Source organism: Aeromonas sp., assembly GCF_051657805.1.
Classification (GTDB): Bacteria; Pseudomonadota; Gammaproteobacteria; order Enterobacterales; family Aeromonadaceae; genus Aeromonas.
The window spans coordinates 317,578-342,303 of the sequence record NZ_JBOFLJ010000021.1 but is presented as its reverse complement, the minus strand read 5'-3'; the positions used below and the strand labels follow the sequence as shown (position 1 = coordinate 342,303).

Genomic DNA, 24,726 nt, shown 5'->3' with positions numbered 1-24,726 from the left:
TTTAGCCCATGGGCCTGGCGCCAAGCAGGCTCTCCAGCGCCTTGACCGGCAGGGGCCGACTGGTCAGGAAGCCTTGATAGTGCTGGCATCCCAGCTGTTTTAGCACATCGAGCTGCTCCTGATCTTCCACCCCTTCGGCGGTCACCGTGAAGCGAAACACCCGGGCCAGATCCAGGATGGCCTTGACGATGGCCCTGTCCTGTTCGCTGTGAACCAGTGTCTGGATGAAGCTCCTATCCAGTTTGACCTCATCGGCGGGCAGATCGCGCAAATAGGCGAGAGAAGAGTAGCCGGTGCCGAAGTCATCGATGGAGATGAGGATGCCCAGTTCCTTGAGCTGGCGGATCCTGGCTATGCTCTCCAGCCGGTTCTCCAGCACCACTGATTCGGTCACCTCCAGCAGCAGGCGGCAGGGGGGCACGCCGGTGTCGCGCAATATGTACTCTACCTGCTGCACGAAGCCTGTGGTGTGGAACTGGCGGGCGCTGACGTTGACCGACAGGTGAGGAATGGCGAGGCCGCTGTTGAGCCAGAAGCTGTACTGGGCGCATGCGGTCTTCATCACCCAATAGCCAATCTCCTGGATGAGGGTGGTCTCCTCGGCAACGGGGATGAAGTCGCCGGGCGGCACCATGGTGCCATCGCTCTTCTGCCAGCGTACCAGGGCCTCGACCCCGGAGAGGCTGCCATTGTCGACTCTGTACTGGGGCTGGTAGTGCAGCACCAGCTCGTTGTTGCGAAGGGCGTCCCTCAGCTGATTGTTCAGGGCCAGCTTGCTCTTCTCCTTCTCCGCCATGGCCTCGCTGAAGAAGACATAGTTGCCCTGGCCGGCCCGTTTGGCCATGTGGGCCGCGGTGTCGGCCTGCTGCATCAGGACGAGGTGATCCTTGTCTTCATCGCAGAAGAGGCTGATCCCCACGGAGGCGCTGCAGTGCAGCTTGTGGTCCCCCACATCGAAGGGGTTGCGGAACATGCCCATCAGCTCCCGGGCGAAGTGCTCCGCCAGGATCTTGGCGGTCACATAGCCTTGGCCGAGCGCGGTGAACAGCAGGGCGAATTCATCCCCCGAGGTGCGGGCCAGCACCAGATTCTCCTGGGGCAGGGACTTGAGTCTGACCACCACGGCCTGGAGCAGCAGATCGCCGCAGGCGTGGCCGAGGGAGTCGTTGACGGACTTGAAGTTGTCCAGATCCAGCAGCAGCAGGGCGCCCCATTGCCCCGTCGGATGTTGCAGGATGCGCTGCATGATGTCGTTCAGGCTGCGCCTGTTGTAGAGATCGCAGAGATCGTCGTAATAGGCCAGGCGCTCGATGTGGTGAGCCGTCTCCTTCTCCCTGCTGATGTCGTGGAAGCTGCAGACGAAGTGGCTGATCTCTCCCTCCTCCTTGACCCCGGTCACCATGAGCCGCACCGGGAAGAGGTGCCCGCTCTTGTGCAGGCACTGCTCCTCCCCCAGCCAGAAGCCCTCGTTGTTGACGGCTGTGGTGACATCCGCTTTCAGGCTGTCCCCATAATAGGTCGGCCGCAGCCTGGTGATGTGCAGGCCCAGCATCTCGTCCCCTTCGAACCCGGTGACACGGGTGAAGGAGTCGTTGACCTTGAGGATGATGCCGTCCTGATCCATCACCAGCAGGCCATCGTGGGTATTGAAGGCCACCTCGGCCAGGCGCAGGGCCTGGTCGGTGGCGAGGCGCTGCAGCTCGACGGCGGCCCGCTCCCGCTGGCCGCTCAGAATATCGAGGACGGGGGTGGGATCCGCGATGGGCTCATCGAGCAGCAGGGTGAGCTGGCCGAAGGGCACGCCGGGCTGAGTCGAGAGGGGGATGCCGATGTAACCCTTGGCCTTGAGGGCGTTGAGCTGCTCGGCCTGCGGGTAGCGCAGGGGCAGATCGTCGATGTAGAGGGATTGGCCGTGGCGGAAGATCTCGAGCCCGGGGCCGGCCTCCAGCCGCAGGGGTTTGACGGTGGAGAAGGTCTCCCCGTCCAGGGTGCAGCGCGGAATGATCCAGAGATCCTGGCCGCGGGGCTGGAACTCGGCGAGCCAGCCGATGCGGGCGCCGCTGATGCCCATGGCCCAGTGGAGCAGGGCCCGGCAATAGTCGTGGCCCGTCTTGAGGGCGATATCCGCTGGCGGGGTGAGGAGGGGAGTATCCGCCGTCACCGGCTCGGGTTGCCAGTGGCCGAGCAGCTGGGCGCAGTGGCGCACCAGTTGCAGCGCCTCTTCGCCTATCAGGGTCGATTCCTGGTATTCGAGGCTGAGGACGCCGATGAGCTTCTCCTGCTCCAGCAGGGCGCCATCCAGGCGAGAGCTGACGTGGGCCTCCCCCAGATAGTAATGCTGCCCCAGCATGGGCTGGTGGGCGGCCTCGGAGAAGCTCAGGGCGCCACGGGTGCGCAGGGCACGGATGTAGCGACTGTCCCCCCGGATGGGGGCCAGGGTATCCACCCCCAGGGTAAAGACAGGGGTCAGCTGCTCGCTGCCGAGGGGGCCGTTGGCCTGGTAATGCCAGAGGATGAGGCGATCGGCGCCGAGGCACTCCTTGAGGCTCTCCAGCATGGGGGCATATTGCTGTTGGCTTGCCATCTGGCTCAGGCGTGGCAACTGCAGGGCGAGGCTCGCCACACTGTCCTGGCGCTGGGTCTGCAGACAGATGAGCCAGAAGGCATCCTGTTCATGGGACAGGGAAATGTTCCACTGAAGATCCGCAAAACGAAGCAAGAGTCTGCCGCCCTGGCCGCTGGCGAGCCGCTGTTCGATGGGCAGGCGCAAGGCCTCGGGCAACTGGGTTGGCCAGTCCTCTCTGGGCTCATCGAGCCAGTGAAGGGGCGTCTGCATCACATCGGTCAGGGCCACCAGCCGCTGGCTGCGGGTGTCCAGGCGAAAGAACAGCGGCGCCTGGCTGGCCGAGGGGAGGTGACTGAGCGCGGTAGACGACATGAACGGGCACTGTCCTGTTGGGAAACTGTCGGATGGCAAGAATACTGCAAAACCGTGCCAAACAACATTTTGTTGGCGTGATGCAGGGCGCACTCTGCGCCCTGGCGGGGTTGCAAATCAGGGGGAGAGGGGCGTCCCTGCCACTTCGCGCTATCTGGGAAATTGCTTGCGGACATGGTGCTGCAGCACCGCCAGCATGCAGGCGCCGGAGAGGCCTATCATCAGGGCGCCGTTGACCGCCTCCAGCGGGCCCAGCAGTTTCCACTGCGGGCTCATGACGATGTCGCCATAGCCCAGGGTGGCGAAGTTGACCCCGGAGTGATAGACGGCCTCCTGCAGGGTGGAGAACTCTCCGAGCCAGAGGAAGAGGGCCCCCCAGATGGCGATCTGGGCCAGGTTGCCCAGCATCACCAGGGTGATGATGCCAAAGAGCGCTAGCACCCCGGCGAGGATCCCCTCCCGCTCGCCGAAACGCTTGAGATAGAAGCGGATACACCAAACCGACACCAGGGACTGCAGCAGCATGTTGGCCAGGATCACCGGGATCCCGACCAGAAAGATCGTGAACATATCACTCTCCAATGGGTTGATCTGCCAAGGGGCGGCCGACCGACCATCCCTGCTCGAACAGCCAGATACAGAACCAGCCATAGCCAGCCACCAACAGATAGAGGCCGCAGCGCATCGCCGCCGCGAGCCAGACATCCTTGCCCGCCGCGCTGTCCTCGATGGCCGGGCCGAACAGAATGAGCGCGGTGATCCAGGCGTTGCTCCAGAACGAGGGGGGGAAGCGGGTCGGCACCAATCCAAGCAGCCGCCGCGCCAGCCAGAGGGTCATCAGGGCCAGCATCGACATCAGCATCAGCAGGGAGGGCCAGATGCCGAGTCCCATCCAGAGCACGAAGGCGAGCAGGGCCCCCATCAGGGTCGAGAACAGCAGCTCCTTGCCCGCCGCTCTGGCATTGAGGGCGCTGCTCTGCTGGCCGAGGGTCACCGTCTTCATCACGGCCGGGATGTAGAAGGCAGGGTTGCCGAGGGCCAGCAGCCAGACCGGCAGCACTATGATGACGGCGCGCAGGGCCAGCCGTCCTGGATGCTCCGGGGGGGTGGGCCTCGGCCTCGCGGCCTGTGCCGACGGCCTGGGGGGAAACAGGCGGTGGGCCAGGGCATTGACCAGGGTCCCCACCAGGATCCCCACCGCCATCATCTGGGCGATGGCGATGGCCAGCCGCTGTTCGATGAGACCGGCCACCGGGATCACCGTGATGGCCATGATGAGCAGCATGGAGGCCGCCCCCTTGCCCGCCATCCCCTGCAGCATCAGCAGGTAGAGCAGCAGGCTGACGAGCAGCACGGTCGCCAGGGCGTAGTGGGTCAGCAGAGGGACCAGCAGTACGCCCCCCATCATCATGGCCATCAACAGCAGGCCCCCCGCCAGCCCCTTGGTCAAACCCAGCGGCTCGCCGGGGCGGCACAGCACCACCCAGGCCATGATGAGCCCGAGGTGGGGCATGGGCAGGGCGAGTCCGTAGCAGATCCCCGCCGCCAGCGCGATGCCGGTGCCGATGCGAAGGACTGCCCTGTCGGCGTTATGCATAGGCCACCTAGTAGAGGAAGGAGCAGAGGCTCATCAACCGGATGTAGAGCGCCCCCAGCAGGTTCATCGGGCCGCTGTCGCCCGCATAGACCATGACGTCGGCCTGACCGCCGACCCTCAGCCCCTCGGCCGGCGGCAGATCGCCCTCCTTGAAGGCGATCTTGACCGGGAAGCGCTGGGCCTGGCGCAGCCAGTCCCGGTTGTTGTCCACGGTTGGCAGGGTGCCAGCGGGCTGGCTCTTGCCGTCGCTCACCCCGTAGCCGATGCTGCGCACCTCCCCCTCAAACAGGCGACCGGGCAGGCTGTCCAGCAGGATGGCCACCCTGTCGCCGGGCTGGACGTTGCCGAGGTTGTTTTCCGTCAGATCCGCCGAGATCCAGACGTCGTGGATGGCGATCAGGGTCATGGCCGGGGCTCCGGCCCCGATAAACTGGCCGGCGTCCGTGCTGAGATCCGTGATGAGGCCCCGCCCTGGCGCCACCACCCGGGTGTTGGCTCTATCCAGCTCCGCCTTGTGCACCGCCGAGCGGGCGCTGAGGAGCTGGGAGTTGTCGTCCCCGCTGGCGCCGGCGGCCTCGATGGCACGGCGCACGTCGGCCTCGGCGGCTGCCACCTGGCTCTTGGCGGTCTCCCGGCTGGCCTGGGCGACCTCTAGGCGTCGCACCGAGATGGCCCCTGGATCCTCCCGATAGAGCCGCTCCTGGCGGGCCGCATCCTTGGCGGCGTTGTCATAGGCGGCGCGCATGGCCATCAGGGCCGCCTCCGCCGCCTTGACCCCCTCGTTGCCCGCCTTGACGCCGCTCAACACCGTCTGGTAGTCGGAGCGCGCCTTGGCCAGGGCGATGTCATAGGGCTCGGGATCGATCTCGAACAGGGGATCGCCGGCCGCCACGTCCTGGTTGTCGCGCACATGGACTCGCTGGATCTGGCCGGCCACTTCGGCGGCGATCGGGACCACGAAGGCCTGCACGCGGGCCTGGGAGCTGTAGGGGGTCAGCCGGTCGGCCAGCAGATACCAGCCGAGCAGTGCGGCGATGAGTCCCAGCAGCCCCAGGGTGGCGTTGCGGCTGGCCTTGCCGGGGGGAGGGGCCTTGTCAGTCATGGGTACTTACCTTCTGGGAGGAGGGATTGGGTTGGGGCTGAACCTTGTCGAGCAAGGGGGCCCAGTCGGCGCGCTGGCGCAACTGGGCCTCGACGGCGGGAGTCACCAGAGGGCGGGAGCGCCCCTGCTCCCAGCCGCCACCCAGGGCCTTGTAGAGGGTGATGAGATCGCGCATGCGGGCCCCCCGGCTGTTGACCAGCCGCTCCTGCTGGCTGAACAGGGCACGCTGGGAGTCGAGCACCCGCTGGAAGTCGGCCATGCCTTCCCGGTACTGGGTGTTGGCGATGTCCAGGGAGCGGCGCGCCGCCGCCCCCGTCTGGGTCAGCAGGGCGATCTCGTCCTGACCGTTGGCGTAGGCGATGGCGGCGTCGTCCACCTCCCGGGCGGCCTTGAACAGGGTATCGCGGTAGCGCTCATGGAGCTGCTGGAAGCGGGCGTCCTGCACCAGCACCTGGTTGCCGAGCCGCCCCTGATCCAGCAGGTTCCAGCTGAGAGACGGACCCACCGCCCAGGAGTAGGTGCCGCTGCTGCCAGCGGTGGCGCTGACCCCCAGCGTGCCGAGCAGGGTGATGGAGGGGTAGAGCTCGCTCTCGGCCACCCCGATGAGGGCGGACTGGGCGGCCAGCTGCCGCTCGGCGACCCGTACATCGGGGCGACGGCGCAGCAAGTCGGCGGGCATTTCGGCGACCAGGGCCAGGGTGCCCTGGGGGATCTGCCCCGTGCCCGCGCCCATCTCAGGCAGGGGGCCAGGCGTGCGGGCCAGCAGGGTGGAGAGGGCGTTCTGGCTCTGGCGCAAGCTGGTCTGAAGCTGGGGGATGCCGGAGAGGGTGCCCAGATACTGGGTCCTGGCCTGCTGCACATCCAGCTCGGCGCTGTTGCCGCTCTTGAACAGCCGCTCGGTGATCTCCAGGCTGCGGCGCTGGAGGCGGGCGTTCTCATGGGCGATTTGGAGACGAGCCTCGACGGTCCTGATGCTCACGTAGAGCTGGGCCACCTGGGCAATCATCAGCACCTGGATATCGTCGTATTGCGCCAGGGTGGCGAAGTAGTTGGCATCCGCCGATTCGACCCCGCGCCTGAACTTGCCCCAGAAATCGAGCTCCCAGCCTAGGTTGAAGCCGGCGCCATAGTTGCTTCCCGAGGTGCTGTGGCCATCGCGGCTCTGGCCAGCCTGCAGGAACTCCCCGGTGCCGACCGTGGCCTGCGGGCCGAGCAGGCTCTCGGCGATGCCGAGCTGGGCCTGGGCTTCCAGGATCCGCAGGCCCGCGATGCGGACATCCGGGTTGTTGCGAAGGGCCTCCTCGACCAGGGCGCTGAGCACGGGATCGTGCAGCTGCTCCCACCATCGCCGGTAGTCAGCCGCGTTGGCTGCCGCTTGGCCCTGGCTGGCGCTGTGCCAGGACGCCATCTCGGTGACCCGGGGCGTCTGATAGTCGGGGCCAAGCAGGGTGCAGGCACTCAGAAACAGGCATGCGCCCCCTGCAAACAGGGGGCGCATGGCGTGATGGACGACGACCATGGGTTATTGCTTCGCGCCGGGCTGACCTTCGTTGACCCAGGCCATGAAGATGCGATAACCGATGGAGAGCAGGGTGGCGCCGATAAACATGCCGAGGATGCCGTTGGTGGCCATGCCGCCGAGGGCACCGAGCAGCACCACCGGCATGGGGGCATCCACCCCGCGTCCCAGCAGCAGCGGCTTGAGCACGTTGTCCGCCATGCCGGCGATGACCAGCAGCACCGTGTAGATGATGTTGACGACGGTGCCGTGATCCCCGGCCATCCACATGTAGGCAATCACGGGCCCGGTGACCAGGATGACGGGCACCTGGGCGATGCCGAGGATCAGCGCCAGCACGAAGAAGATGCCCACCGCCGGGATCCCCGCGAGGGACATGATGATGCCCGCCAGCAGCGCCTGGATGAAGGCCACGCCGATGACCCCCTGGGCGACCGCCCTGATGGTGCTGGTACACAGCTTGGTGAGGGCTATGCCCTTGTTCTCATCGGTGAAGCGAATGGCGATGCGAGTGGCACTGACCGCACCGGGCGCCCCCCAGGCCATGATGATGCCGGCGACGATAAAGGAGGCGACAAAGCCCAGCAGACCGCCCCCCATGCTGGCCAGCATGCCGACGACCTGCTTGGCGAGATCGCCGAGCTGGGGTTGGTAGCTCTTGATGAGGCTAGGCAAGTCCACCGAGGCCTTCAGCCAGAAGGCGTGCAGCTTCTCGCCCACCAGCGGGATGGCCGCGATGCTGTCGGAGGGAGCCGGTATGGTCAGGGTATTGCTTTCCACCTTGTTGACCAGAGCGCTGACGCTGTCACCCAGGGAGCTGACCATGGCGATGGTGGGGGCGACGATCAGCACTATTCCCAGCAGCACCAGCAGGGTGGAGGCACGCCCCTGCTTGCCGCCGAGCCGGGCGGCGAAGCGTTGGTGGAGCGGATAGAGCGTGACCGCCAGGATAAGACCCCACAGCATCATGTTCATGAAGGGGGAGAAGACGGTAAAGCAGAAGGAGGCCAGACCCAGGATAAGCCCGAACTTGATAAACATATCCAGGAATCGGGTCACCACTCTTTTTTCGACTATGGCGAGATCGTTATTTTCCATTCTGGTATGACTCCAGCAGGTGATGAGCGCACAACGATGCTGGCCCGACATTAACGCCGGGCCAGCAGGAATTAACTTGCGCAGTAATAAATGAACCTGAGTTCAAGAATTGGGGTGCGCCTTGGTATTGCAACATGCCCGTGCTTCATTTATGGCACAGGCGATGGGCTTGTAAAGAAACGAGCTAACTATTTGATATGTAGTTGATTGATTGAGCAGATTTGGCGATGGTAGAGGATAAATAGTCCCCCCGTACCACACAAGTGGACTATTGTTTCCAGTTTAGCCTGGGTTCAGAAAACAGAAAGAATTTGCTGCATATATGATCGCCAACCCAGCCTGAGTTTCGAATGAATTATATTGCCCGGCGAATGAAATGCAGCGGGAGCGACTGCGGGCCCACATTTATATAGAGACTCATTCTGGTGTCATGATTTTGTATTAATGGGTCGGGATCCTTTACTCTATTGGCCATTGTGCCGCGTCGGCGGCGATTCCATCCGGGATGAAACCTATGCACCTCTTCGCGCTCAACCCTGTGCCTCCTGTCCCCTCTCTGCTGCAACGCGGGGCCGTCTGGCTGTTGGCCGGCCTGCTGCTGGCTGGCTGCGGTCCCGACACCCCGATCAAGCAGGCCGGGAGCGAACCCGTCGCCACCGTGCAGGAGGCGGGGGCGCCGACCGAGGTGAGTCAGGCCAGTGCCCGTCAGTATCGGGACGCACCGGCGCTGGCGCTGGTCTTCTCCGGCGCACTGGCCCCAAGGCGCAGCTGGCAGAGCTGGCTTGGGGTGACGGAAGGGGGCAAGCAGGTGAAGGGGGAGTGGATCCTGGCCGAGGATGGCCGCACCCTCTATTTCCCGAGTGTCGAGCCCAATCAATCCTATGAGGTGACCCTCAAGGAGGGGCTGGGGCCCAAGGCCCAGCACTGGACCCTCAAGACCCGGCCGCTGGAGGCCGGGGCCTCCTTCACCGCCAGCGGCATGGTGCTGCCCCTGCGCCAGGAGCTGCGTCTGCCCATCAGCGCGGTCAACGTGGATGAGGTCAATATCGACTTCTTCAGAATTGATGCGGACTATCTGCCGCGCTTCCTGGCCGAGTACAAGCCGGGGGCCGGCATGGGCAACTGGGATCTGGAGCAAGTCAGTGCGCGGGCCAAGCGGGTGTTTAGCGGTCGCTACGCCCTGGGGCTCGATCCCAACCGCCGAGAGACCCGCCTCATCAACGTGAAGGAGCCGCAACTGGCACAGGCCGGCGTCTATTTCGCGGTGATGTCCCCCCTTGGCGACTACAACTGGCGCAAGGAGACCACCTATTTCGCGGTGAGCGACATGGGTCTGAGCGCCCGTCGCTATCCGGATCAGTTGGCGGTGTTCGTCAGCTCCCTGGCCAGCGCCTCCCCCCTCAAGGACGTGCAACTCTCCCTGCTCGATGAGAAGGGCAACCGGCTGCAGGTGCAGAGCACGGATGCTCAGGGGTACCGCCGCTTCGAGCAGGTGCAGGGGGCCAGACTGCTGCTGGCCGAGCAGGGCCAGCACCTGGCGGTGCTGCGCCTCGACGGCGCGGCGCTGGATCTCTCCGCCTTCGACCTCGGCACCCAGCCCTGGCAGGTACAGCAGCTCTATCTCTTCAGTGGCCGGGACCTCTACCGCCCCGGCGAGCGGCTCGACAGCGAGATCCTGCTCAAGGGGCAGGATGGTCAGCTGCTGCCCGGCATGGCGGTGGAGCTGGAAGTGAAGCAACCGGATGGGCAACTGCTGGAGCAGCGGCGGTTGTTGCCGGACAACCTGGGGGCGGCGGGCTACAGCCTGAGATTGCCCCAGGATGCGCCCCTGGGTCGCTGGACCATCAACCTGAAGACAGCCGCCGGCAGCCGTTTCGAGTGGCCCTTCCTGGTGGAGGAGTTCCTGCCCGAGCGGCTGAAGCTGCAGCTCGGCAAGGGGCCGGATGGGGAACTGCTCGGTGAGACCGACGCGCTCTCGCTGTCCCTCAAGGGGGATTATCTCTACGGCGCCCCCGCCAGCGGTACCAAGGCCAAGGCCGAGGTGACCATCAGCCGCGCCCTCATGCCCTTCAGCCAGTGGCAGGAGTTCACCCTGGGGGATGTGCGGCTGCTGGAAGAGGTGAAGGAGCCCGAGCCCCTCTCCCTAACCCTGAATGAGCAGGGGGAGGGTGTGTTTTCCCTTGCGGATCAGCTCGACAGCGTCAAGCCCCTCGGGCCGCTCCAGGTGGTGTACCGGGTCTCCCTCTCCGAGCCAGGTGGCCGGGCGGTGAATCGCAGCCATATCCAATACGGTTGGCCGGCGGGGAGCCAGTGGCCAGCCCTCAAGGCAGACTTCGTGGCGGAGCGGGTGGAGGGGGGCAGACCCTTGCCGTTCCAGATCCTCAATCTGGATGAGCAGGGTCAGCCGGTGGCGGGGGCGGTGAAGGTACGCCTCATCAACGAATACCGCGACTACTACTGGCACTATTCGGGGGGCGAGGGCTGGAAGTATGAATACAATCCCCAGCCCTATCTGGAGCAGGAGCTGACTCTGCAACTGGATGGCAAGGGGCCGACCGCGCTCAGCCTGCCGCTTGCCGCTGGCTGGTATCGGCTCGAGGTGGAGAACAGCCAGGGTCATGAGTCCAGCCTGCGCCTCGAGATCGGCAGCTACGCCTGGGGTGGCGGTGGCGAACAGGCGCGCCCCGACAAGATTGCCATCAGCCTCGACAAGCGGGCCTATCAGGCCGGTGACAAGGCCAGGGTGACCCTGGTCGCCCCTCGCGCCGGCAAGGGTCTGCTGATGGTGGAAGACGGGGATGGCTTGCGCTGGTGGCAGCGCATCGAGTTGCAAGCCGAAGGCGGTGAATCGAAAACGGGGCGCGGGGAGTTCGAGATCCCCATCAGCCCGGAGTGGCTGCGTCATGACTTGCACATCTCGGCCCAGATAGCGGCCCCGGACAGCGAAGAGTTGCCGGTGAGTCAGGCGCGGATGCAGAGCCTGCGCTCGGTCGGTCTGGTGCCCCTCACCCTGGACAGGGAGGCGCGCCGCCTGCCGCTGACCCTGAGTGCGCCGGACAAGGCGGTGCCCCTGACTCGCCTCGAGGTGACGGCCAGCTCTACCCCCAACAGCCGGGGCCGGGTGGTGCTGGCGGCGGTGGACAGGGGGGTGCTCAATATCAGCGACTATAAACCCCTCGACCCGTTCGAGATCTTCTTCGGTCGCAAGCGCTTCGCCCAGGACCTGTTCGATAACTACGGTCAGGTGATCCCCCCTCAGGACGGCAAGCTGGCGCGCCTCAACTACGGCGGCGATGCGCCGGCGCTCAAGAAGGGGGGAGCTCTGGAGAGTCGGGTCGAGGTGGCTGCGCTCTGGAGTGGGGAGGTGAACTTCGATGAGAGCGGCAAGGCGGTCATACCGCTGGAGCTGCCGAACTTCAACGGCGAGCTGGCGCTGATGGCCCTGGCCTGGAACGAGCAGCAGGTCGGCCAGGCCGAGCGCGCCGTCAAGGTGGTCTCCCCCCTGGTGGCCGAGATAGGCTGGCCGCGCTTCGGCGCTCGCGGGGACGAGACCCGCGCCCTGGTGCAGCTGCGCAACATGAGCGGCCAGGATCAATCCCTCTCCCTGAACTGGACCCTGAGCGGCGGCCTGCAGGCGGGCGCTGAACTGCCCAAAACCCTGGACCTTAAAAACGGCGAGGAGCGCTGGCTCACCCTGCCGCTCACCGTCACGGGTGCGAGCGGAGTGGCACGCCTGGCGCTGGCTGCCAGCGGTGAGGGCTTTGCCATGAGTCGCGACTGGTCGCTGCCCCTGCGATCCCCCTGGCCGGCCCAGACCCGTCAACGTTATCAGATGCTGGCGCCCGGTCAGCAGATGAGCTTCGCCCCGGAGGATCTAGCGGGGTTGGCCCCTGCCAATCTGCAGGGGTTGCTGAGCCTCTCGGGCACTCCCCCCTGGGATCCGGCGGCCCAGTGGCAGGCCCTGGCCGACTACCCCTACGCCTGCCTGGAGCAGACTCTGTCCCGCGCTTGGCCCTATGAGCTGACCACGGCCGCCGAGCGGGAGGCCTGGTCCAAAAACTTGCCCAAGCCCGCCAAGGCGCAGAGCGAGGCCGAGGTGCAGCGGACCCTGATGCAGCGGCTGCAGCGGCTGCAACTGCCGAGCGGTGGCTTCGGGCTCTGGGACGGCCGCTCCGACGAGGAGCAGTGGCTCACCGCCTACGCCGCCGACTACCTGCTGACCCGCAAGGAGGCCGGGGAGGCTGTGCCGGAGGCCATGCTGAGCCTGGCCCTCATGCGGCTGCAGAACTACCTCACCGACAGCCAGTACGGGGAGCGCTGGAGCAGTGCCCCCGAGCACAGCCGGCTGGCCTATCAGGCCTACAGCGCCTATGTGCTGGCGCGAGTGGGCAAGGCGCCGCTCTCCACCCTGCGCCTAATCTGGGAACAGCAAGCGGATCACGCCCGCTCCGGCCTGCCCCTGCTGCATCTATCCCTGGCCCTGTCCGCCATGGGGGATCAGCAAGGAGGCGCCGAGGCCCTGACCCGGGCGCTGGCGACCGAGCGGGGGGATGATTACCTCGCGGACTATGGCTCTCCCTTGCGGGACGGGGCCCTCGAACTCGCCCTGCTGCGCCAGCATAAGTTGGCCGAGGGGAGCTGGTCTGCTTTGAGTGCCAAGCTGGCCAATACCCTGGCCCACCGCCAGTGGCTCAGCACTCAGGAGCGGCTCGCCCTGCTACGTCTGGCCCAGGTCGACCCCGCCGTCGACTGGCAGGCCAGGGTGGCGAGCGCGAGCGGGGAGTTGCCCCTCGCCGGCCAGACGAGTCAGCAGCTCGGTGCCCTCGAGGCGCTGGCGGTGACCGGCATCGGTAACGACGGCAAGGGCTCCCTCTATGTGCAGCGCACCCTCATCGGCTACCCAGAGCAGGCGCCCGCGCGTCTCAGTCAGGGGATGAGTGTGACCCGCAGCTGGTTCAATGGGGATGGCAAGCAGCTCGATCCCGCCAGGGTGCGGGTCGGCGATCTGGTGGTGGTACGGCTGAACGTATCGAGCGAGCAGGCGGTGCCCGACGCCCTGCTGGTGGATATGTTGCCGGCGGGCTTCGAGCTGGAAAACCCGGCCCTTGGCAACAGCATCAAGCTCGAGGAGCTGAAAATAGAAGGCAAGCCTGCCTGGCAGAGCGACTGGAACGACTACCTCAAGCATCAGGAGTTCAGGGATGACCGCTACACGGCCGCTCTGGACTTGAGCGAGGGGGGCAATCAGCAGCTGGTTTATCTGATGCGGGCGGTGACCCCGGGTCATTATCAGGTGCCGCCGACCCAGGTGGAGGACATGTATCGTCCCGAACTTCGGGCGGTGGGGCAGGACATCCACGAGGTGACCATCTCTGAGTAAGGCCCCCATGCAAGAGGAGGTGCGTCCCGCCGGTTGTGGGCACAAGGGGCGCCGGTGGCTGCATCAGCACTGGCATGCCCTGCTTCTGGGGCTGCGCCGCCTGCCGTTCTGGTTGCGCCTCTGGGTCGCCGGGGTGGGAGCCCTGCTCCTGCTATTGCTGGTGCTGGACAGGGCCTTCCCGCCACCGCCGCTGGATCCCGCCTATGCGCGGGTTGTGCTCGACAGCCAGGGCAGGCCCCTGCGGGCCTTCGCCGATACCAGCGGGGTCTGGCGCTACCCGGTCACCCTGACTCAGGTCTCCCCCCGCTACATAGAGGCGCTGCTCGGTTACGAGGATCGCCACTTCTGGCAACACCCCGGGGTCAATCCCGTCGCCATGGCACGGGGGGTCTGGCAGTGGCTGCGCTATGGGCGGGCCGTCTCCGGCGGTTCCACCCTCACCATGCAGGTGGCGCGGCTCATCGAGCCCTACCATCGCAGCGTGCCGGGCAAGCTGCGCCAGATGGCGCGAGCACTGCAACTTGAGTGGCACTACGACAAGCGAACCCTGCTCACCGTCTACCTCAACCGGGCCCCCTTTGGCGGCAACCTGGAAGGGGTGCAGGCCGCGAGTTTCGCCTACCTCGGCAAGAGCGCGGCCAAGCTCACCCACGCGGAGGCGGCCCTGCTGGCGGTGCTGCCCCAGGCTCCCAGCCGTTATCGGCCGGACCGGCACCCGGAGCGGGCCCGCGCCGCCCGGGACAAGGTGATGCTGCGGCTGGTCAAGCAGGGCACCTGGGCGACATCCGTCTGGGAGCAGGGACGGATCGAACCCGTGCTGGCCCGCGGCCATTTCACCCCCATGGAGGCGCCGCTGTTTGCCCGCCTCGCCGCCAACAGCCAGCCGGGGGCCCTGGTGCACACCACCATAGACGGCAGTCTGCAGCGCTGGCTGGAGGACAGGGTTGAGAGCTATATCCGCCGTTTCCCGGAGCAGACTTCGGCGGCCCTGCTGCTGGTGGACAACCAGACCATGGCGGTGCGTGCCTACGTGGGCAGCGCCGAGTATGGCAACCTGAAACGCCACGGTTACCTCGACATGGTGCAGGCCATTCGCTCGCCGGGATCCACTCTGAAGCCCTTTATCTATGGCCTGGCGCTGGACGCGGGCCTGGTGCACTCCGCCTCCCTGCTCGCCGATGCCCCCCGTCTGGGGTCGGACTACAGACCCGCGAACTTTACCGGCGCCTTCCAGGGGCCCGTGACCCTGACCCAGGCGCTGCAGCAATCCCTCAACGTGCCGGCGGTGCAGGTGCTGGAGGCGCTGGGGCCGGACAGCTTCGTCAACCGGCTGGATAACGCCGGGGTGCGGCTGGCGCTCTCGGATAGACCCAACCCCGCCATCGCGCTCGGGGCGGCGGGTATCCGGCTGGAGCAGCTGGTGGCGCTCTACAGCGCCCTCAGCCGCCAGGGGCAGGTGGCGATGCCGGTCTGGCTCGCGGGGCAGCAGGCGGTGTCGCGCCCCCTGCTGAGTCCGGGGGCAGCCTGGATCATCTGGCATATCCTGAGCGCCCAGGGGCGGGCGGATCAGCCCTTCACGAGCGAGGCGACCGGCCGAGTCAACCGCCTGGCGTGGAAGACGGGCACCAGCTACGGCTATCGCGACAGCTGGGCGTTGGGGGTCTCCGGGCGCTGGACCATTGGCGTTTGGCTCGGGCGCCCCGATGGCACCCCCTTGCCGGGCTTCTACGGCCAGAGCGCGGCCATCCCCCTGCTACTCTCTGTCTACTCCCGCCTCGGCGATACCAGCCCCTTGCCGGTTCAGCCCAACACCGTGAGCGAGGCCGACATCTGCTGGCCGCTCGGGCGACGAGCGAGCGTCACCCTGCCAGAGGCCTGCATGCAACAACAGAATGCCTGGCTGCTGGATGAGCGGGATCCCCCCACCCTGCCGGATCCCATGGACTGGTCCTCCCCCCTGCGCAAGGTGGCCTTGACCGGGGAGGGCAAGCCGACCCTGGCCCGCTGCCGTGATGCCGATGGCTTTGCCTGGCGGGCGCTCTGGCCCCTCTCCCTCGAGCCCTGGCGCGAGCCTTCGGAGCGGCGCCGGGCGCTGCTGGCCAGCGGCTGCGAGGGGGAAAACCGGGGGGCGGATCAGCAGGCCCCCATCCGCATCGTCGCGCTGGGGGAGGGGAATCTTATCCGCAGCCAGCGTTATCGGCTGCAGCCCAGGGTGCTCGGTGGCATCGGCAAGGCGCACTGGTTCTTGAACGGCGAGAGGCTGCGCTGGGACGGGGATCAGGTATTGAGCGCGGCGGGACGCTATCAGCTGGTGGTGGTGGATGAGGCGGGCAACAGCGATCGCATCGAGTTCCGACTGGAAAACCCCTCCTGAGCAGGCGGGGCATCTCTTTTAACCCGCAGCGGCGTGACAAAATATTGACGCCTGTTTATGACATGGGCTGATGAATGGCAAAGAGAGCAGCCCGAGCGGCTCAGGGCTTGACCTGTCCCAGCCGGGTGAAGAAGTGCTGACTCTTGCGCTGGTGGAAGTGGCTCTTCTTGATGGAGTGAAAGACGAGAGCGCTATCCGGGTGGCTCTCCTTCAGACGGTGGATCATCGCCATGGCCGGCAAGCCGGTGCTGACGAGCGTGGTGAGCGGCAGGCTCCGGGAGTCGGGCCCCAGCAGCAGATTGAGACCTTGCTGGGCCTGCTCGAAGCGGGTCAGCACCGCGGAGTCGGCATAGCCGCTGGCGAGCATGGCGAGCAGGGCGTCGAGGGCCTGATGGAACTCGGCCAACTGCTGACGAAAGCCGCTGCGCCCGCGCAGGGCGACAAGCTCGGCAAAGGATATGTCGGCGAGGTGAGTGGGCACTCGCAACGGGATCTCGAGGTGGAAGCAATCCTGGCCGCCGCGATTGTGGTAGCGGGATTCGAGCAGGTGCAGCAGCCGATCGAGGTAGTCGTGATCCGTGATGAGGGCGCCCTCATTGGCGAGCGCCCACTCACGGGCGAGGCGCATGGAGAGCAGGTTGGCGAAGCGCCGCGCCATCCGAATTCCCCCCTCGTCCTGAGTCGCAAAGCCGTGGGCAAGGCAGAAGCCGTGTAGTCGCTCAAGCCCCGCCTGGGCCGGGCAGAAGCAGTCGTGGTTCGCGCTTGCGCGCCAGCGCGTGATCAACTCCTTGTTGCCGAACACCTTGTGGCGCACGAAGTCTGGGGCGATGAGGCCGGCGATCTGGTTTTCGATCTGGGGGGTGATGGCGGCGAAGAAGTCGGCGCTGGGCCGCTCGGCGAGCAGATCCGTCTGCTGGCGCAGGGTCTCCAGCAGGGCGGTGAGACCGCTTTTTTCACTGACGGTGAAGACGAAGGCGAGCCGCTCCAGATAGAGCAGGGCAAACTTGAGCCAGAGTTCATCCCGCACTTCCATGCCGGGGTAGTAGATATAGGTCTTCATCGTGCCTATCTGTTGCTTGTTGTTGGGGTTGCCAGACCGCAGGCAGGGGAATATACGCAACAAGGCCGGTCGGCGGCAAACATTGTGTGGGGAAATGCGCGGGATATCCGGGGGAGTGCTCAGCCTGTAGGCGCTGGCCGCAAACTTCTGATATAATCCGCGCCCTTAAATCGAGGCCACCCGAGTCATTATCATGAAGTTCATTATCAAGCTGTTCCCGGAAATCACCATCAAGAGCAAGTCGGTTCGCCAGCGTTTCATCAAGATCCTGCAGGGCAACATCCGCAACGTCCTGCGACGCTTCGACGACGACGCCCGGGTGCGGATGGACTGGGACAAGCTGATCGTGAGCTCCCGCAACGACCAGTTCCGCGAGCAGACCATAGCGGCGCTGGCCTGCATCCCCGGCATCCAGGCCTTCCTCGAGGTGCAGGCGAGCAAGTTCACCGATCTGCACGATATCTTCGAGCAGGTGAAAGGCGTCTGGGGCGAGCAGCTCAAGGAGAAGACCTTCTGCGTGCGCGCCAAGCGCCACGGCAAGCACGAATTCTCCTCCCTCGAAGTGGAGCGCTACGTCGGGGGCGGCCTCAACCAGCACTGTGAAAGCGCCGGCGTTCGCCTGAAGAACCCGGATGTGAAGATCAACTTGGAGATAGACGGCGAGGAGCTGTTCATCGTCAGCGCCATCCATCAGGGGCTGAGCGGCATGCCCATCGCCACCCAGGAAGATGTGCTGAGCCTGCTCTCCGGCGGCTTTGACTCTGGGGTCGCCTCCTTCCAGTTCATCAAGCGCGGCTGCCGTGTGCACTACTGCTTCTTCAACCTCGGCGGCGCCGCCCACGAGATCGGGGTCAAGCAGGTAGCCTATCACCTCTGGAACCGCTTCGGCTCCTCCCACCGGGTGCGTTTCACTGCGGTGGACTTCGAGCCCGTGGTGGCAGAGATCCTCGAGAAGATCGACAACGGCCAGATGGGGGTGGTACTCAAGCGGATGATGATGCGCGCCGCCGCCAAGGTGGCAGACGAGTTCCAGATCCCGGCCCTGGTGACCGGCGAGTGCGTGGGCCAGGTCTCCAGCCAGACCCTGACCAACCTCAACGTCATCGACCGGGTGACCGACAAGGTGATCCTGCGCCCCCTCATCACCTGGGACAAGCCGGACATCATCAGCGAAGCGCGCCGCATCGGCACTCTGGAGTTCGCCGAGACCATGCCGGAGTATTGCGGCGTCATCTCCAAGAAGCCGACCGTGAAGGCGGATCTGGCCCGCATCGAGGCGGAGGAGGGCAACTTCGACTTCGCCATCCTGGACAAGGTGGTGAGCGAGGCCCGTTACCTCGACATCCGCCGCATCGGCGAGGAGACAGCGGCCCAGGTGCAGGAAGTGGAGATGACTCAGGAGCTGGCCGCCGGCGAAGTGATCCTGGATATCCGCTCCAATGACGAGCACGACGACAAGCCCCTGGTGGTGGAGGGTCGCGAGGTATTGCACATCCCCTTCTTCAAGCTGGCCACCGCCTTTGGGGATCTGCCCAAGGAGCAAACCTATCTGCTCTACTGCGATCGCGGCGTGATGAGCAAGCTGCAGGCCCTCTATCTCAAGGAGCAGGGCTTTGACAATGTGAAGGTCTATCGCCCCTGAGTGAGCACTCCCTCCCAATAAAAAATCCGGCCATGTGCCGGATTTTTTATTGCCGCCTCCCGAGCCTTAGGGGGTGACGGTCGACTCGGGGCAGGGAACCGGGGTGAAGGTCTCCTGACCCAGGCAACGCCAGCCCATCTGGGCCTGGCGCATCTGCCAGAGGTTGTCACTGCGAAACAGCGTCAGTATGTAGATCATGTCGCTCTTGTGACCATCGAGGGCCACCGAGAGAACCAGATCCTTGTCCAGCTGCTGGGCGTGGATGCGGCTTGGCATGTTCTCATGGCCCACAAAGCGCCGCGCCACTTCACGATAGTCGTTGACCCAGCTCTGCTGGCTGCTGCTGGCCTGGCGGATCTGCTGGTTGAACTGCTGCACCGGGGTCGATGCCAGGCGCCCAAACAGAGCCTGTGCTCCGGCATTTGCCGCCACCGTCATCAGTATCAGGGTGGTCATGAACCCAAGTTTTTGCATGAGATAGTCCGGATTGAAACGACCCCTTTATGACAACAGAAAAGCGGGCTTGGTTCAATCTTGCTCCGGCCGGGGCGGGATCTCCCCCGCCGGAGCGTGGGTCAGTTGCGTTGCAGCGAGAAGGTGGGCAGTGACAGGTGCCAGTAAATGGCTGCCACTCGCAGACCGAACACGGCCGTCATGCAGATGAGCATGGCGGTCACCCTGTCCATATCGACTTCGAGGGCCAGGGTATAGAGGATGCCGCCGAGGATGCAGGCGGTGGCATAGATCTCCTTTTGCAGCACCATGGGCACCTCCCGGGCCAAGACGTCTCGGATCATGCCGCCGGCGACCCCTGTCATGGTGCCCATGAGCACGGCTATCAGTCCCGAGGTGCCAAAATTCAGCGCCTTCTGGGCCCCGATCACGGTGAACAGGGCCAAGCCGAAGGCGTCCGCTACCGGCAACACATACCAGGGCATGCGCCTTGGCAGCTTGACCATCCACATGCCGATCAGCGCCGTGGCGATGACCACCCAGATATAGAGGGGGTCGCGTACCCAGAATACCGGGGTGGCGCCCAGGATCATGTCGCGGATGGTGCCGCCGCCGATGGCGGTCACCGCCGCCAATACCATGACGCCGAAGCCATCCATCCGCAGGCGACCCGCGACCAGGACCCCGGAAAACGCGAATACTGCGGTACCAAACATGTCGCTGATGTAAACAATCTGCTCAACTAGCGTCTGCATGGGGAACAACTCAGGTCCGATAAATGATGGGGCGGCGATTTTAGGGGCAAGCCGTGTGGACGAGCAATACTGGCGTGCAAAAGTGGGAGCCAGGCCAAGTTTCCGGGGCCTTGTGGCCAGGGGGGCTAGTGGCAAGCCTGGCTTGGTCCCTGAGCCGAGAGGGGATGGAGCCTGAGTGGAGCGCTCCATCGGCAAAAAAATTCCAACATTTTTCTCAAGACCCGGCAAGAGGGGCCGATATATAAGTCAGGCGGCGATAACAGCACCAAAGGCTGTAAAAAACACTAAAGCATCATCAAAACGCGCCGTTAACTTAAACATATCAGGCACAGACGAAAATAAAGCCTGAGTGAATTAAAGATAAAATTTAATAGCTTAGGAGAAAAATCATGAGTCTGTATATCAATACCAACGTTTCATCGCTCAACGCCCAGCGTAACATGATGAACAGCACAAAATCCCTGGATACCTCCTACACTCGTCTGGCATCTGGCCTGCGCATCAACAGCGCCAAGGACGATGCGGCCGGTCTGCAGATCTCCAACCGTCTGACCTCCCAGGTCAACGGTCTGGATCAGGGCAACCGCAACGCCAACGACGGCATCTCCCTGGCGCAGACCGCTGAAGGCGCCATGGACGAAGTGACCGGCATGCTGCAACGCATGCGTACTTTGGCTCAGCAATCTGCCAACGGCTCCAACTCCGCCAAGGATCGTGAAGCTCTGCAAAAAGAAGTGGATCAGCTGGGCGCCGAGATCAACCGTATCTCCACCGCGACCACCTTCGCGGGCACCAAGCTGTTGGATGGTACCTTTAGCGGTACCTTCCAGGTCGGTGCCGATGCCAACCAGACTATCGGCTTTAGCTTGGCTCAGACGATGGGCTTTAGTATCTCGGGGATTGCAAAAGCTGCGGGGACAAATGTGGATATGGGAACGGCCATCGGGACGGCTATTGATGTTACTGCCATCTTTACAGGTGGAGCCGCAAGTGGAATCAATATTGGTACTCAGTCGCAAGCACAGGAAGTGTTGGGAGCAGTTGATGCCATGTTGACTGTGGTTGATAGCAAACGTGCCGAGTTGGGTGCGGTGCAAAACCGGTTGGATTCCACCATTCGCAACCAGTCCAACATCTCCGAAAACGTCTCGGCTGCGCGCTCCCGTATTCGTGATGCAGATTTCGCGACCGAAACTGCCAACATGACCAAGCAGAATATCCTGCAACAGGCAGCCTCCAGCATCCTGGCCCAGGCCAATCAGCGTCCGCAGTCAGCGCTCTCTTTGCTGCAGAACTAATCGGGAATTCAAGAAAAAGAAAAGGGCGGTTGTTCAGGCCGCCCTGGTAAGAAGATGGAACAATGGGGTGTTCGGATTTACGCCTTGTCCTATCGAAAGAGAAATTCTCTTATTGGTATACCCCTCGAGTGTTACGCAGATCGTTCACTCTGTCACCCTCGAGGTTGTTCTCCTGAGCGTAAGCTCTTCTTTGGCCGACATTGTCGGCCTTTTTTATGGGCGTCGAAAAATCGACACCCAACAAAGCTAAGCATGAACTGTGCCAGTTACGAGGCGATGTGATGCTAATGCAGGAGCTTCTGTTTGAGATAGGGGAGATGGGGCACGGTATTTCCTGGTGAACCCGCGGCAACCTCTGTGTCGATGAGCGCGGTAATAAATTCTTTAAAGCTTCTGGTGGGGCTGCCGTTACAGAGTATGAAGCAAATTGAGGGGTGTTCGGAAATCCAACATTTGCGCGACTGCGGGTCCGATGTTTGTTCAAACAGCGGATCCGCCAGATGGCACAGACCGTTCAATCTGTCCGTCTGAACGGTGGGAGCCTGATTGCGTACATACCAGCAGAGCCCGCAGTTTCTTGTTCATCAGGAGAAATCTTTTATGGCCATGTTTATCAATACCAACACTTCATCACTGAACGCCCAGCGTAATTTGATGAACACCACCAAGTCGTTGGATACCTCGTACACCCGTCTGGCATCCGGTCTGCGCATCAACAGTGCCAAGGACGATGCGGCCGGTCTGCAGATTTCCAACCGTCTGACTTCTCAGGTCAACGGTCTGGATCAAGGCAACCGCAACGCCAACGATGGTATCTCCTTGGCGCAAACCGCCGAAGGGGCCATGGATGAAGTAACAGGCATGCTGCAGCGTATGCGTACCCTGGCGCAGCAATCCGCTAACGGCTCCAACTCTGTCAAGGATCGTGAGGCCCTGCAGAAAGAAGTGGATCAGCTAGGTGCAGAAGTTAACCGAATTTCTAAAGATACGACGTTTGCCGGAACTAAATTGCTGGATGGAACTTATAGTGGAACTTTCCAAGTCGGGGCAGATGCTAACCAAACCATTGGCTTTAGTTTGGCCCAGAGCGGTGGTTTCAGTATCTCGGGGATTGCTGCCGCAGCTGGGTCTAGCGTCAATATGGGTACCTCCATTGGTACTGCTATTGATGTCACGGCCATTTTCACTGGCGGTGGAGCAAACGGGATCAACATAGGTACTCAGTCCCAAGCCCAAGAAGTGCTGGGAGCTGTTGATGCCATGCTGGGGGTTGTCGATAGCAAGCGTGCGGAGTTGGGGGCGGTCCAGAACCGTCTGGACTCGACCATTCGTAACCAGTCCAACATCTCCGAGAACGTCAGTGCCGCGCGCTCCCGTATCCGTGATGCAGATTTTGCGACCGAGACCGCCAACATGACCAAGCAGAACATCCTGCAGCAGGCGGCCTCCAGCATCTTGGCCCAGGCTAATCAGCGCCCGCAATCGGCCCTCTCACTGCTGGGTTAAGTAAAAAGAAAAGGGCGGTTGTTCAGACCTCCTTGGTCAGAAAGATGGAACAACGGGGTGTTCGGATTTACGCCTTGTGCTATCGAAAGAGAGACTCCCTTGTTTTGATACGAGCCCCAAGGGATTGGCAGACTGTTCACTCTGTCTTTCTTGGGGCTATTCTCCTGAGCATAAGTTCTTCTTTGGCCGACCATAGTCGGCTTTTTTATGGACGCCATAATAGTGGTTATCCATCTCTACAGGCATTCTTTATACCACTTTCTATTGACGATAAAGGGTCATGACTTAGCCGTCTTTCCATATTCAAGTGACCCTTTTGTGGTTAAAGGGGGGGGGCGGGGAGTTGCCTCCTTGCTGATGAGAGCGGCAATAAATTTCCTAAAGCTTCTGTTGTGGCTGCCGTTACAGGATATGAAGCAAATTGAGGGGTGTTCGGAAATCCAACATTTGCGCAACTGCGGGTCCGATGTCTGTTCAAACAGCGGATCCGCCAGATGGTACAGACCGTTCAATCTGTCCATCTGAACGGTGGGATCCTGACTGTGTACATACCAGCAGAGCCCGCAGTTTCTTGTTCATCAGGAGAAATTTTTTATGGCCATGTTTATCAATACCAACACTTCATCACTGAACGCCCAGCGTAACTTGATGAACACCACCAAGTCGTTGGATACCTCGTACACCCGTCTGGCATCCGGTCTGCGCATCAACAGCGCCAAGGATGATGCGGCCGGTCTGCAGATCTCCAACCGTCTGACCTCTCAGGTCAACGGTCTGGATCAGGGCAACCGCAACGCCAACGATGGCATCTCCCTGGCGCAGACCGCCGAAGGGGCCATGGACGAAGTGACCGGCATGCTGCAGCGTATGCGTACCCTGGCTCAGCAGTCTGCCAACGGCTCCAACTCCGACAAGGACCGTGAAGCCCTACAGAAAGAAGTGGATCAGCTGGGTTCCGAGATCAACCGTATCTCCAAAGACACCACCTTCGCGGGTACCAAATTGCTGGATGGTAACTACAGTGGCGTATTCCAAGTCGGAGCTGACGCTAACCAGACCATTGGTTTTAGTTTGTCTCAAGCTGGCGGCTTCAGTATCTCCGGTATTGCTACGGCAGCAGGAACCACTGTCAACGTTGGTACCGCCATCGGGACCGCTATTGCAGTGGATACCATTTTTACTAGCGGTAGTGCGGGTGGAATCAGTATTAGTAGCCAAAGTGGGGCTCAGGCGGTTTTAGCTGCTGCGGATGCCATGCTGGGTGTTGTTGATGGCAAGCGTGCCGAGCTGGGTGCGGTGCAGAACCGTCTGGACTCGACCATTCGCAACCAGGCCAACATCTCCGAAAACGTGAGTGCCGCGCGCTCCCGTATCCGTGATGCGGATTTTGCGACCGAGACCGCCAACATGACTAAACAGAACATCCTGCAGCAGGCGGCTTCCAGCATCCTGGCCCAGGCCAACCAGCGTCCGCAGTCAGCCCTGTCGCTGTTGGGCTAAGCGGTTAAACCGTCAAACATTGACATGAGGAGCAGCAGATGGCCACTGAATCGATAGCCTTGCCTTCTGTTACTTCGACGCTAACTCAACATGGCGGCCCCCGGGCCGCCATGTCTGTTTCTTCGCCAATCACTGGAGGAGAAACTCAGGTCGAACAGACGGGTGTCGAATCGACAGCCAAGGTGTTGCAGGAGAAGCCCGCGCATGCCAAGGACTCGGAATTACGTAAAGAGCAGGCCTTGATTGAAAAAGAGGCCCAAGAATTGCAGGAAAGATTGGACAGCCTGAGCAAGCTGAAAGGATGGACCATCAATTTCAGCCTGGTTCCTGAGTTCGATCAACCCGTGATCAAGGTGATAGATGCGGATACCAAACAGGTCATTCGCCAGATCCCAAGTGAAGAAATGTTGTTGATAAGCAAGCGGTTACAATCGCTGGATCAGACGAGCAGCAGTGGGGTCAGCCTTTCCGGGCTGCTGTTCGATGGTCAGGTGTAACCCTATT

At 63.0% G+C, this 24,726-nt stretch carries 16 protein-coding genes; 7 read left to right on the top strand and 9 right to left on the bottom strand.

Annotated features, from left to right (window positions below; all coding sequences use genetic code 11):
• Window position 1: 1 nt before the first annotated feature.
• The 6 genes from ACRCYW_RS08765 to ACRCYW_RS08740 all read right to left on the bottom strand — a co-directional run bounded on the left by ACRCYW_RS08765 (window position 2) and on the right by ACRCYW_RS08740 (window position 8,254).
• Window positions 2–2,938 carry a sensor domain-containing phosphodiesterase gene (locus tag ACRCYW_RS08765; RefSeq protein WP_438549721.1) on the bottom strand — a complete coding sequence of 979 codons (2,937 nt, stop codon included), beginning with the start codon at window positions 2,936–2,938 and terminating at the stop codon, window positions 2–4.
• A gap of 150 nt (window positions 2,939–3,088) precedes the next feature.
• Complete coding sequence (locus ACRCYW_RS08760; protein WP_438549720.1) at window positions 3,089–3,508, bottom strand: ion channel; 420 nt, start codon at window positions 3,506–3,508, stop codon at window positions 3,089–3,091.
• A 1-nt stretch (window position 3,509) separates the two neighbouring features.
• On the bottom strand, window positions 3,510–4,535 hold the full coding sequence (locus ACRCYW_RS08755) for a hypothetical protein (RefSeq protein ID WP_438549719.1): 1,026 nt from the start codon (window positions 4,533–4,535) through the stop codon (window positions 3,510–3,512).
• Window positions 4,536–4,542: 7 nt separating this feature from the next.
• Window positions 4,543–5,637, bottom strand: a complete 1,095-nt coding sequence (locus ACRCYW_RS08750; RefSeq protein ID WP_438549718.1) for an HlyD family secretion protein — start codon at window positions 5,635–5,637, stop codon at window positions 4,543–4,545.
• Window positions 5,630–7,156, bottom strand: a complete 1,527-nt coding sequence (locus ACRCYW_RS08745) for an efflux transporter outer membrane subunit (protein ID WP_438549717.1) — start codon at window positions 7,154–7,156, stop codon at window positions 5,630–5,632. The genes ACRCYW_RS08750 and ACRCYW_RS08745 overlap by 8 nt, the downstream gene beginning before the upstream one ends.
• A 3-nt stretch (window positions 7,157–7,159) precedes the next feature.
• On the bottom strand, window positions 7,160–8,254 hold the full coding sequence (locus ACRCYW_RS08740; protein ID WP_438549716.1) for an AI-2E family transporter: 1,095 nt from the start codon (window positions 8,252–8,254) through the stop codon (window positions 7,160–7,162).
• Between the two features lie 514 nt (window positions 8,255–8,768).
• Between ACRCYW_RS08740 and ACRCYW_RS08735 the strand changes: the two genes are divergently transcribed.
• Both ACRCYW_RS08735 and pbpC read left to right on the top strand, forming a co-directional pair.
• The gene (locus tag ACRCYW_RS08735) at window positions 8,769–13,634 is read left to right on the top strand and encodes an alpha-2-macroglobulin family protein (protein WP_438549715.1); all 4,866 of its coding nucleotides are present in this window, start codon (window positions 8,769–8,771) and stop codon (window positions 13,632–13,634) included.
• A gap of 7 nt (window positions 13,635–13,641) precedes the next feature.
• Window positions 13,642–16,008, top strand: a complete 2,367-nt coding sequence (gene pbpC, locus ACRCYW_RS08730) for a penicillin-binding protein 1C (RefSeq protein WP_438549714.1) — start codon at window positions 13,642–13,644, stop codon at window positions 16,006–16,008.
• A 100-nt stretch (window positions 16,009–16,108) separates the two neighbouring features.
• Here the strand turns inward: pbpC and ACRCYW_RS08725 are convergent, their stop codons facing one another.
• Complete coding sequence (locus ACRCYW_RS08725) at window positions 16,109–17,068, bottom strand: hypothetical protein (RefSeq protein WP_438549713.1); 960 nt, start codon at window positions 17,066–17,068, stop codon at window positions 16,109–16,111.
• 193 nt (window positions 17,069–17,261) lie between these two features.
• Between ACRCYW_RS08725 and thiI the strand changes: the two genes are divergently transcribed.
• The gene (gene thiI, locus ACRCYW_RS08720) at window positions 17,262–18,710 is read left to right on the top strand and encodes a tRNA uracil 4-sulfurtransferase ThiI (RefSeq protein ID WP_438549712.1); all 1,449 of its coding nucleotides are present in this window, start codon (window positions 17,262–17,264) and stop codon (window positions 18,708–18,710) included.
• Between the two features lie 66 nt (window positions 18,711–18,776).
• Here thiI and ACRCYW_RS08715 read toward each other — a convergent pair whose 3' ends face one another.
• Both ACRCYW_RS08715 and ACRCYW_RS08710 read right to left on the bottom strand, forming a co-directional pair.
• The gene (locus ACRCYW_RS08715; RefSeq protein ID WP_438549711.1) at window positions 18,777–19,184 is read right to left on the bottom strand and encodes a hypothetical protein; all 408 of its coding nucleotides are present in this window, start codon (window positions 19,182–19,184) and stop codon (window positions 18,777–18,779) included.
• 101 nt (window positions 19,185–19,285) lie between these two features.
• A complete protein-coding gene (locus ACRCYW_RS08710) occupies window positions 19,286–19,918 on the bottom strand; it encodes a trimeric intracellular cation channel family protein (protein WP_438549710.1) in 633 nt (210 codons plus the stop codon).
• A 389-nt stretch (window positions 19,919–20,307) separates the two neighbouring features.
• Here ACRCYW_RS08710 and ACRCYW_RS08705 point away from each other — a divergent pair, with 389 nt between their 5' ends.
• From ACRCYW_RS08705 to ACRCYW_RS08690, 4 genes are all read left to right on the top strand, one after another.
• Window positions 20,308–21,216, top strand: a complete 909-nt coding sequence (locus ACRCYW_RS08705; protein WP_438549709.1) for a flagellin N-terminal helical domain-containing protein — start codon at window positions 20,308–20,310, stop codon at window positions 21,214–21,216.
• A gap of 600 nt (window positions 21,217–21,816) precedes the next feature.
• Complete coding sequence (locus ACRCYW_RS08700) at window positions 21,817–22,722, top strand: flagellin N-terminal helical domain-containing protein (RefSeq protein WP_438549708.1); 906 nt, start codon at window positions 21,817–21,819, stop codon at window positions 22,720–22,722.
• Between the two features lie 594 nt (window positions 22,723–23,316).
• The gene (locus tag ACRCYW_RS08695) at window positions 23,317–24,222 is read left to right on the top strand and encodes a flagellin N-terminal helical domain-containing protein (protein WP_438549707.1); all 906 of its coding nucleotides are present in this window, start codon (window positions 23,317–23,319) and stop codon (window positions 24,220–24,222) included.
• Between the two features lie 38 nt (window positions 24,223–24,260).
• Window positions 24,261–24,719: a flagellar protein FlaG gene (locus tag ACRCYW_RS08690; protein ID WP_438549706.1), complete on the top strand. Its 459-nt coding sequence runs from the start codon at window positions 24,261–24,263 to the stop codon at window positions 24,717–24,719.
• Window positions 24,720–24,726: the final 7 nt, after the last annotated feature.

Bases quoted from the DNA above. Each gene is read 5' to 3' on its own strand.
- ACRCYW_RS08765 (WP_438549721.1), bottom strand. From the start codon at position 2,938: ATGTCGTCTACCGCGCTCAGTCACCTCCCCTCGGCCAGCCAGGCGCCG.
- ACRCYW_RS08760 (WP_438549720.1), bottom strand. From the start codon at position 3,508: ATGTTCACGATCTTTCTGGTCGGGATCCCGGTGATCCTGGCCAACATG.
- ACRCYW_RS08755 (WP_438549719.1), bottom strand. From the start codon at position 4,535: ATGCATAACGCCGACAGGGCAGTCCTTCGCATCGGCACCGGCATCGCG.
- ACRCYW_RS08750 (WP_438549718.1), bottom strand. From the start codon at position 5,637: ATGACTGACAAGGCCCCTCCCCCCGGCAAGGCCAGCCGCAACGCCACC.
- ACRCYW_RS08745 (WP_438549717.1), bottom strand. From the start codon at position 7,156: ATGGTCGTCGTCCATCACGCCATGCGCCCCCTGTTTGCAGGGGGCGCA.
- ACRCYW_RS08740 (WP_438549716.1), bottom strand. From the start codon at position 8,254: ATGGAAAATAACGATCTCGCCATAGTCGAAAAAAGAGTGGTGACCCGA.
- ACRCYW_RS08735 (WP_438549715.1), top strand. From the start codon at position 8,769: ATGCACCTCTTCGCGCTCAACCCTGTGCCTCCTGTCCCCTCTCTGCTG.
- pbpC (WP_438549714.1), top strand. From the start codon at position 13,642: ATGCAAGAGGAGGTGCGTCCCGCCGGTTGTGGGCACAAGGGGCGCCGG.
- ACRCYW_RS08725 (WP_438549713.1), bottom strand. From the start codon at position 17,068: ATGAAGACCTATATCTACTACCCCGGCATGGAAGTGCGGGATGAACTC.
- thiI (WP_438549712.1), top strand. From the start codon at position 17,262: ATGAAGTTCATTATCAAGCTGTTCCCGGAAATCACCATCAAGAGCAAG.
- ACRCYW_RS08715 (WP_438549711.1), bottom strand. From the start codon at position 19,184: ATGCAAAAACTTGGGTTCATGACCACCCTGATACTGATGACGGTGGCG.
- ACRCYW_RS08710 (WP_438549710.1), bottom strand. From the start codon at position 19,918: ATGCAGACGCTAGTTGAGCAGATTGTTTACATCAGCGACATGTTTGGT.
- ACRCYW_RS08705 (WP_438549709.1), top strand. From the start codon at position 20,308: ATGAGTCTGTATATCAATACCAACGTTTCATCGCTCAACGCCCAGCGT.
- ACRCYW_RS08700 (WP_438549708.1), top strand. From the start codon at position 21,817: ATGGCCATGTTTATCAATACCAACACTTCATCACTGAACGCCCAGCGT.
- ACRCYW_RS08695 (WP_438549707.1), top strand. From the start codon at position 23,317: ATGGCCATGTTTATCAATACCAACACTTCATCACTGAACGCCCAGCGT.
- ACRCYW_RS08690 (WP_438549706.1), top strand. From the start codon at position 24,261: ATGGCCACTGAATCGATAGCCTTGCCTTCTGTTACTTCGACGCTAACT.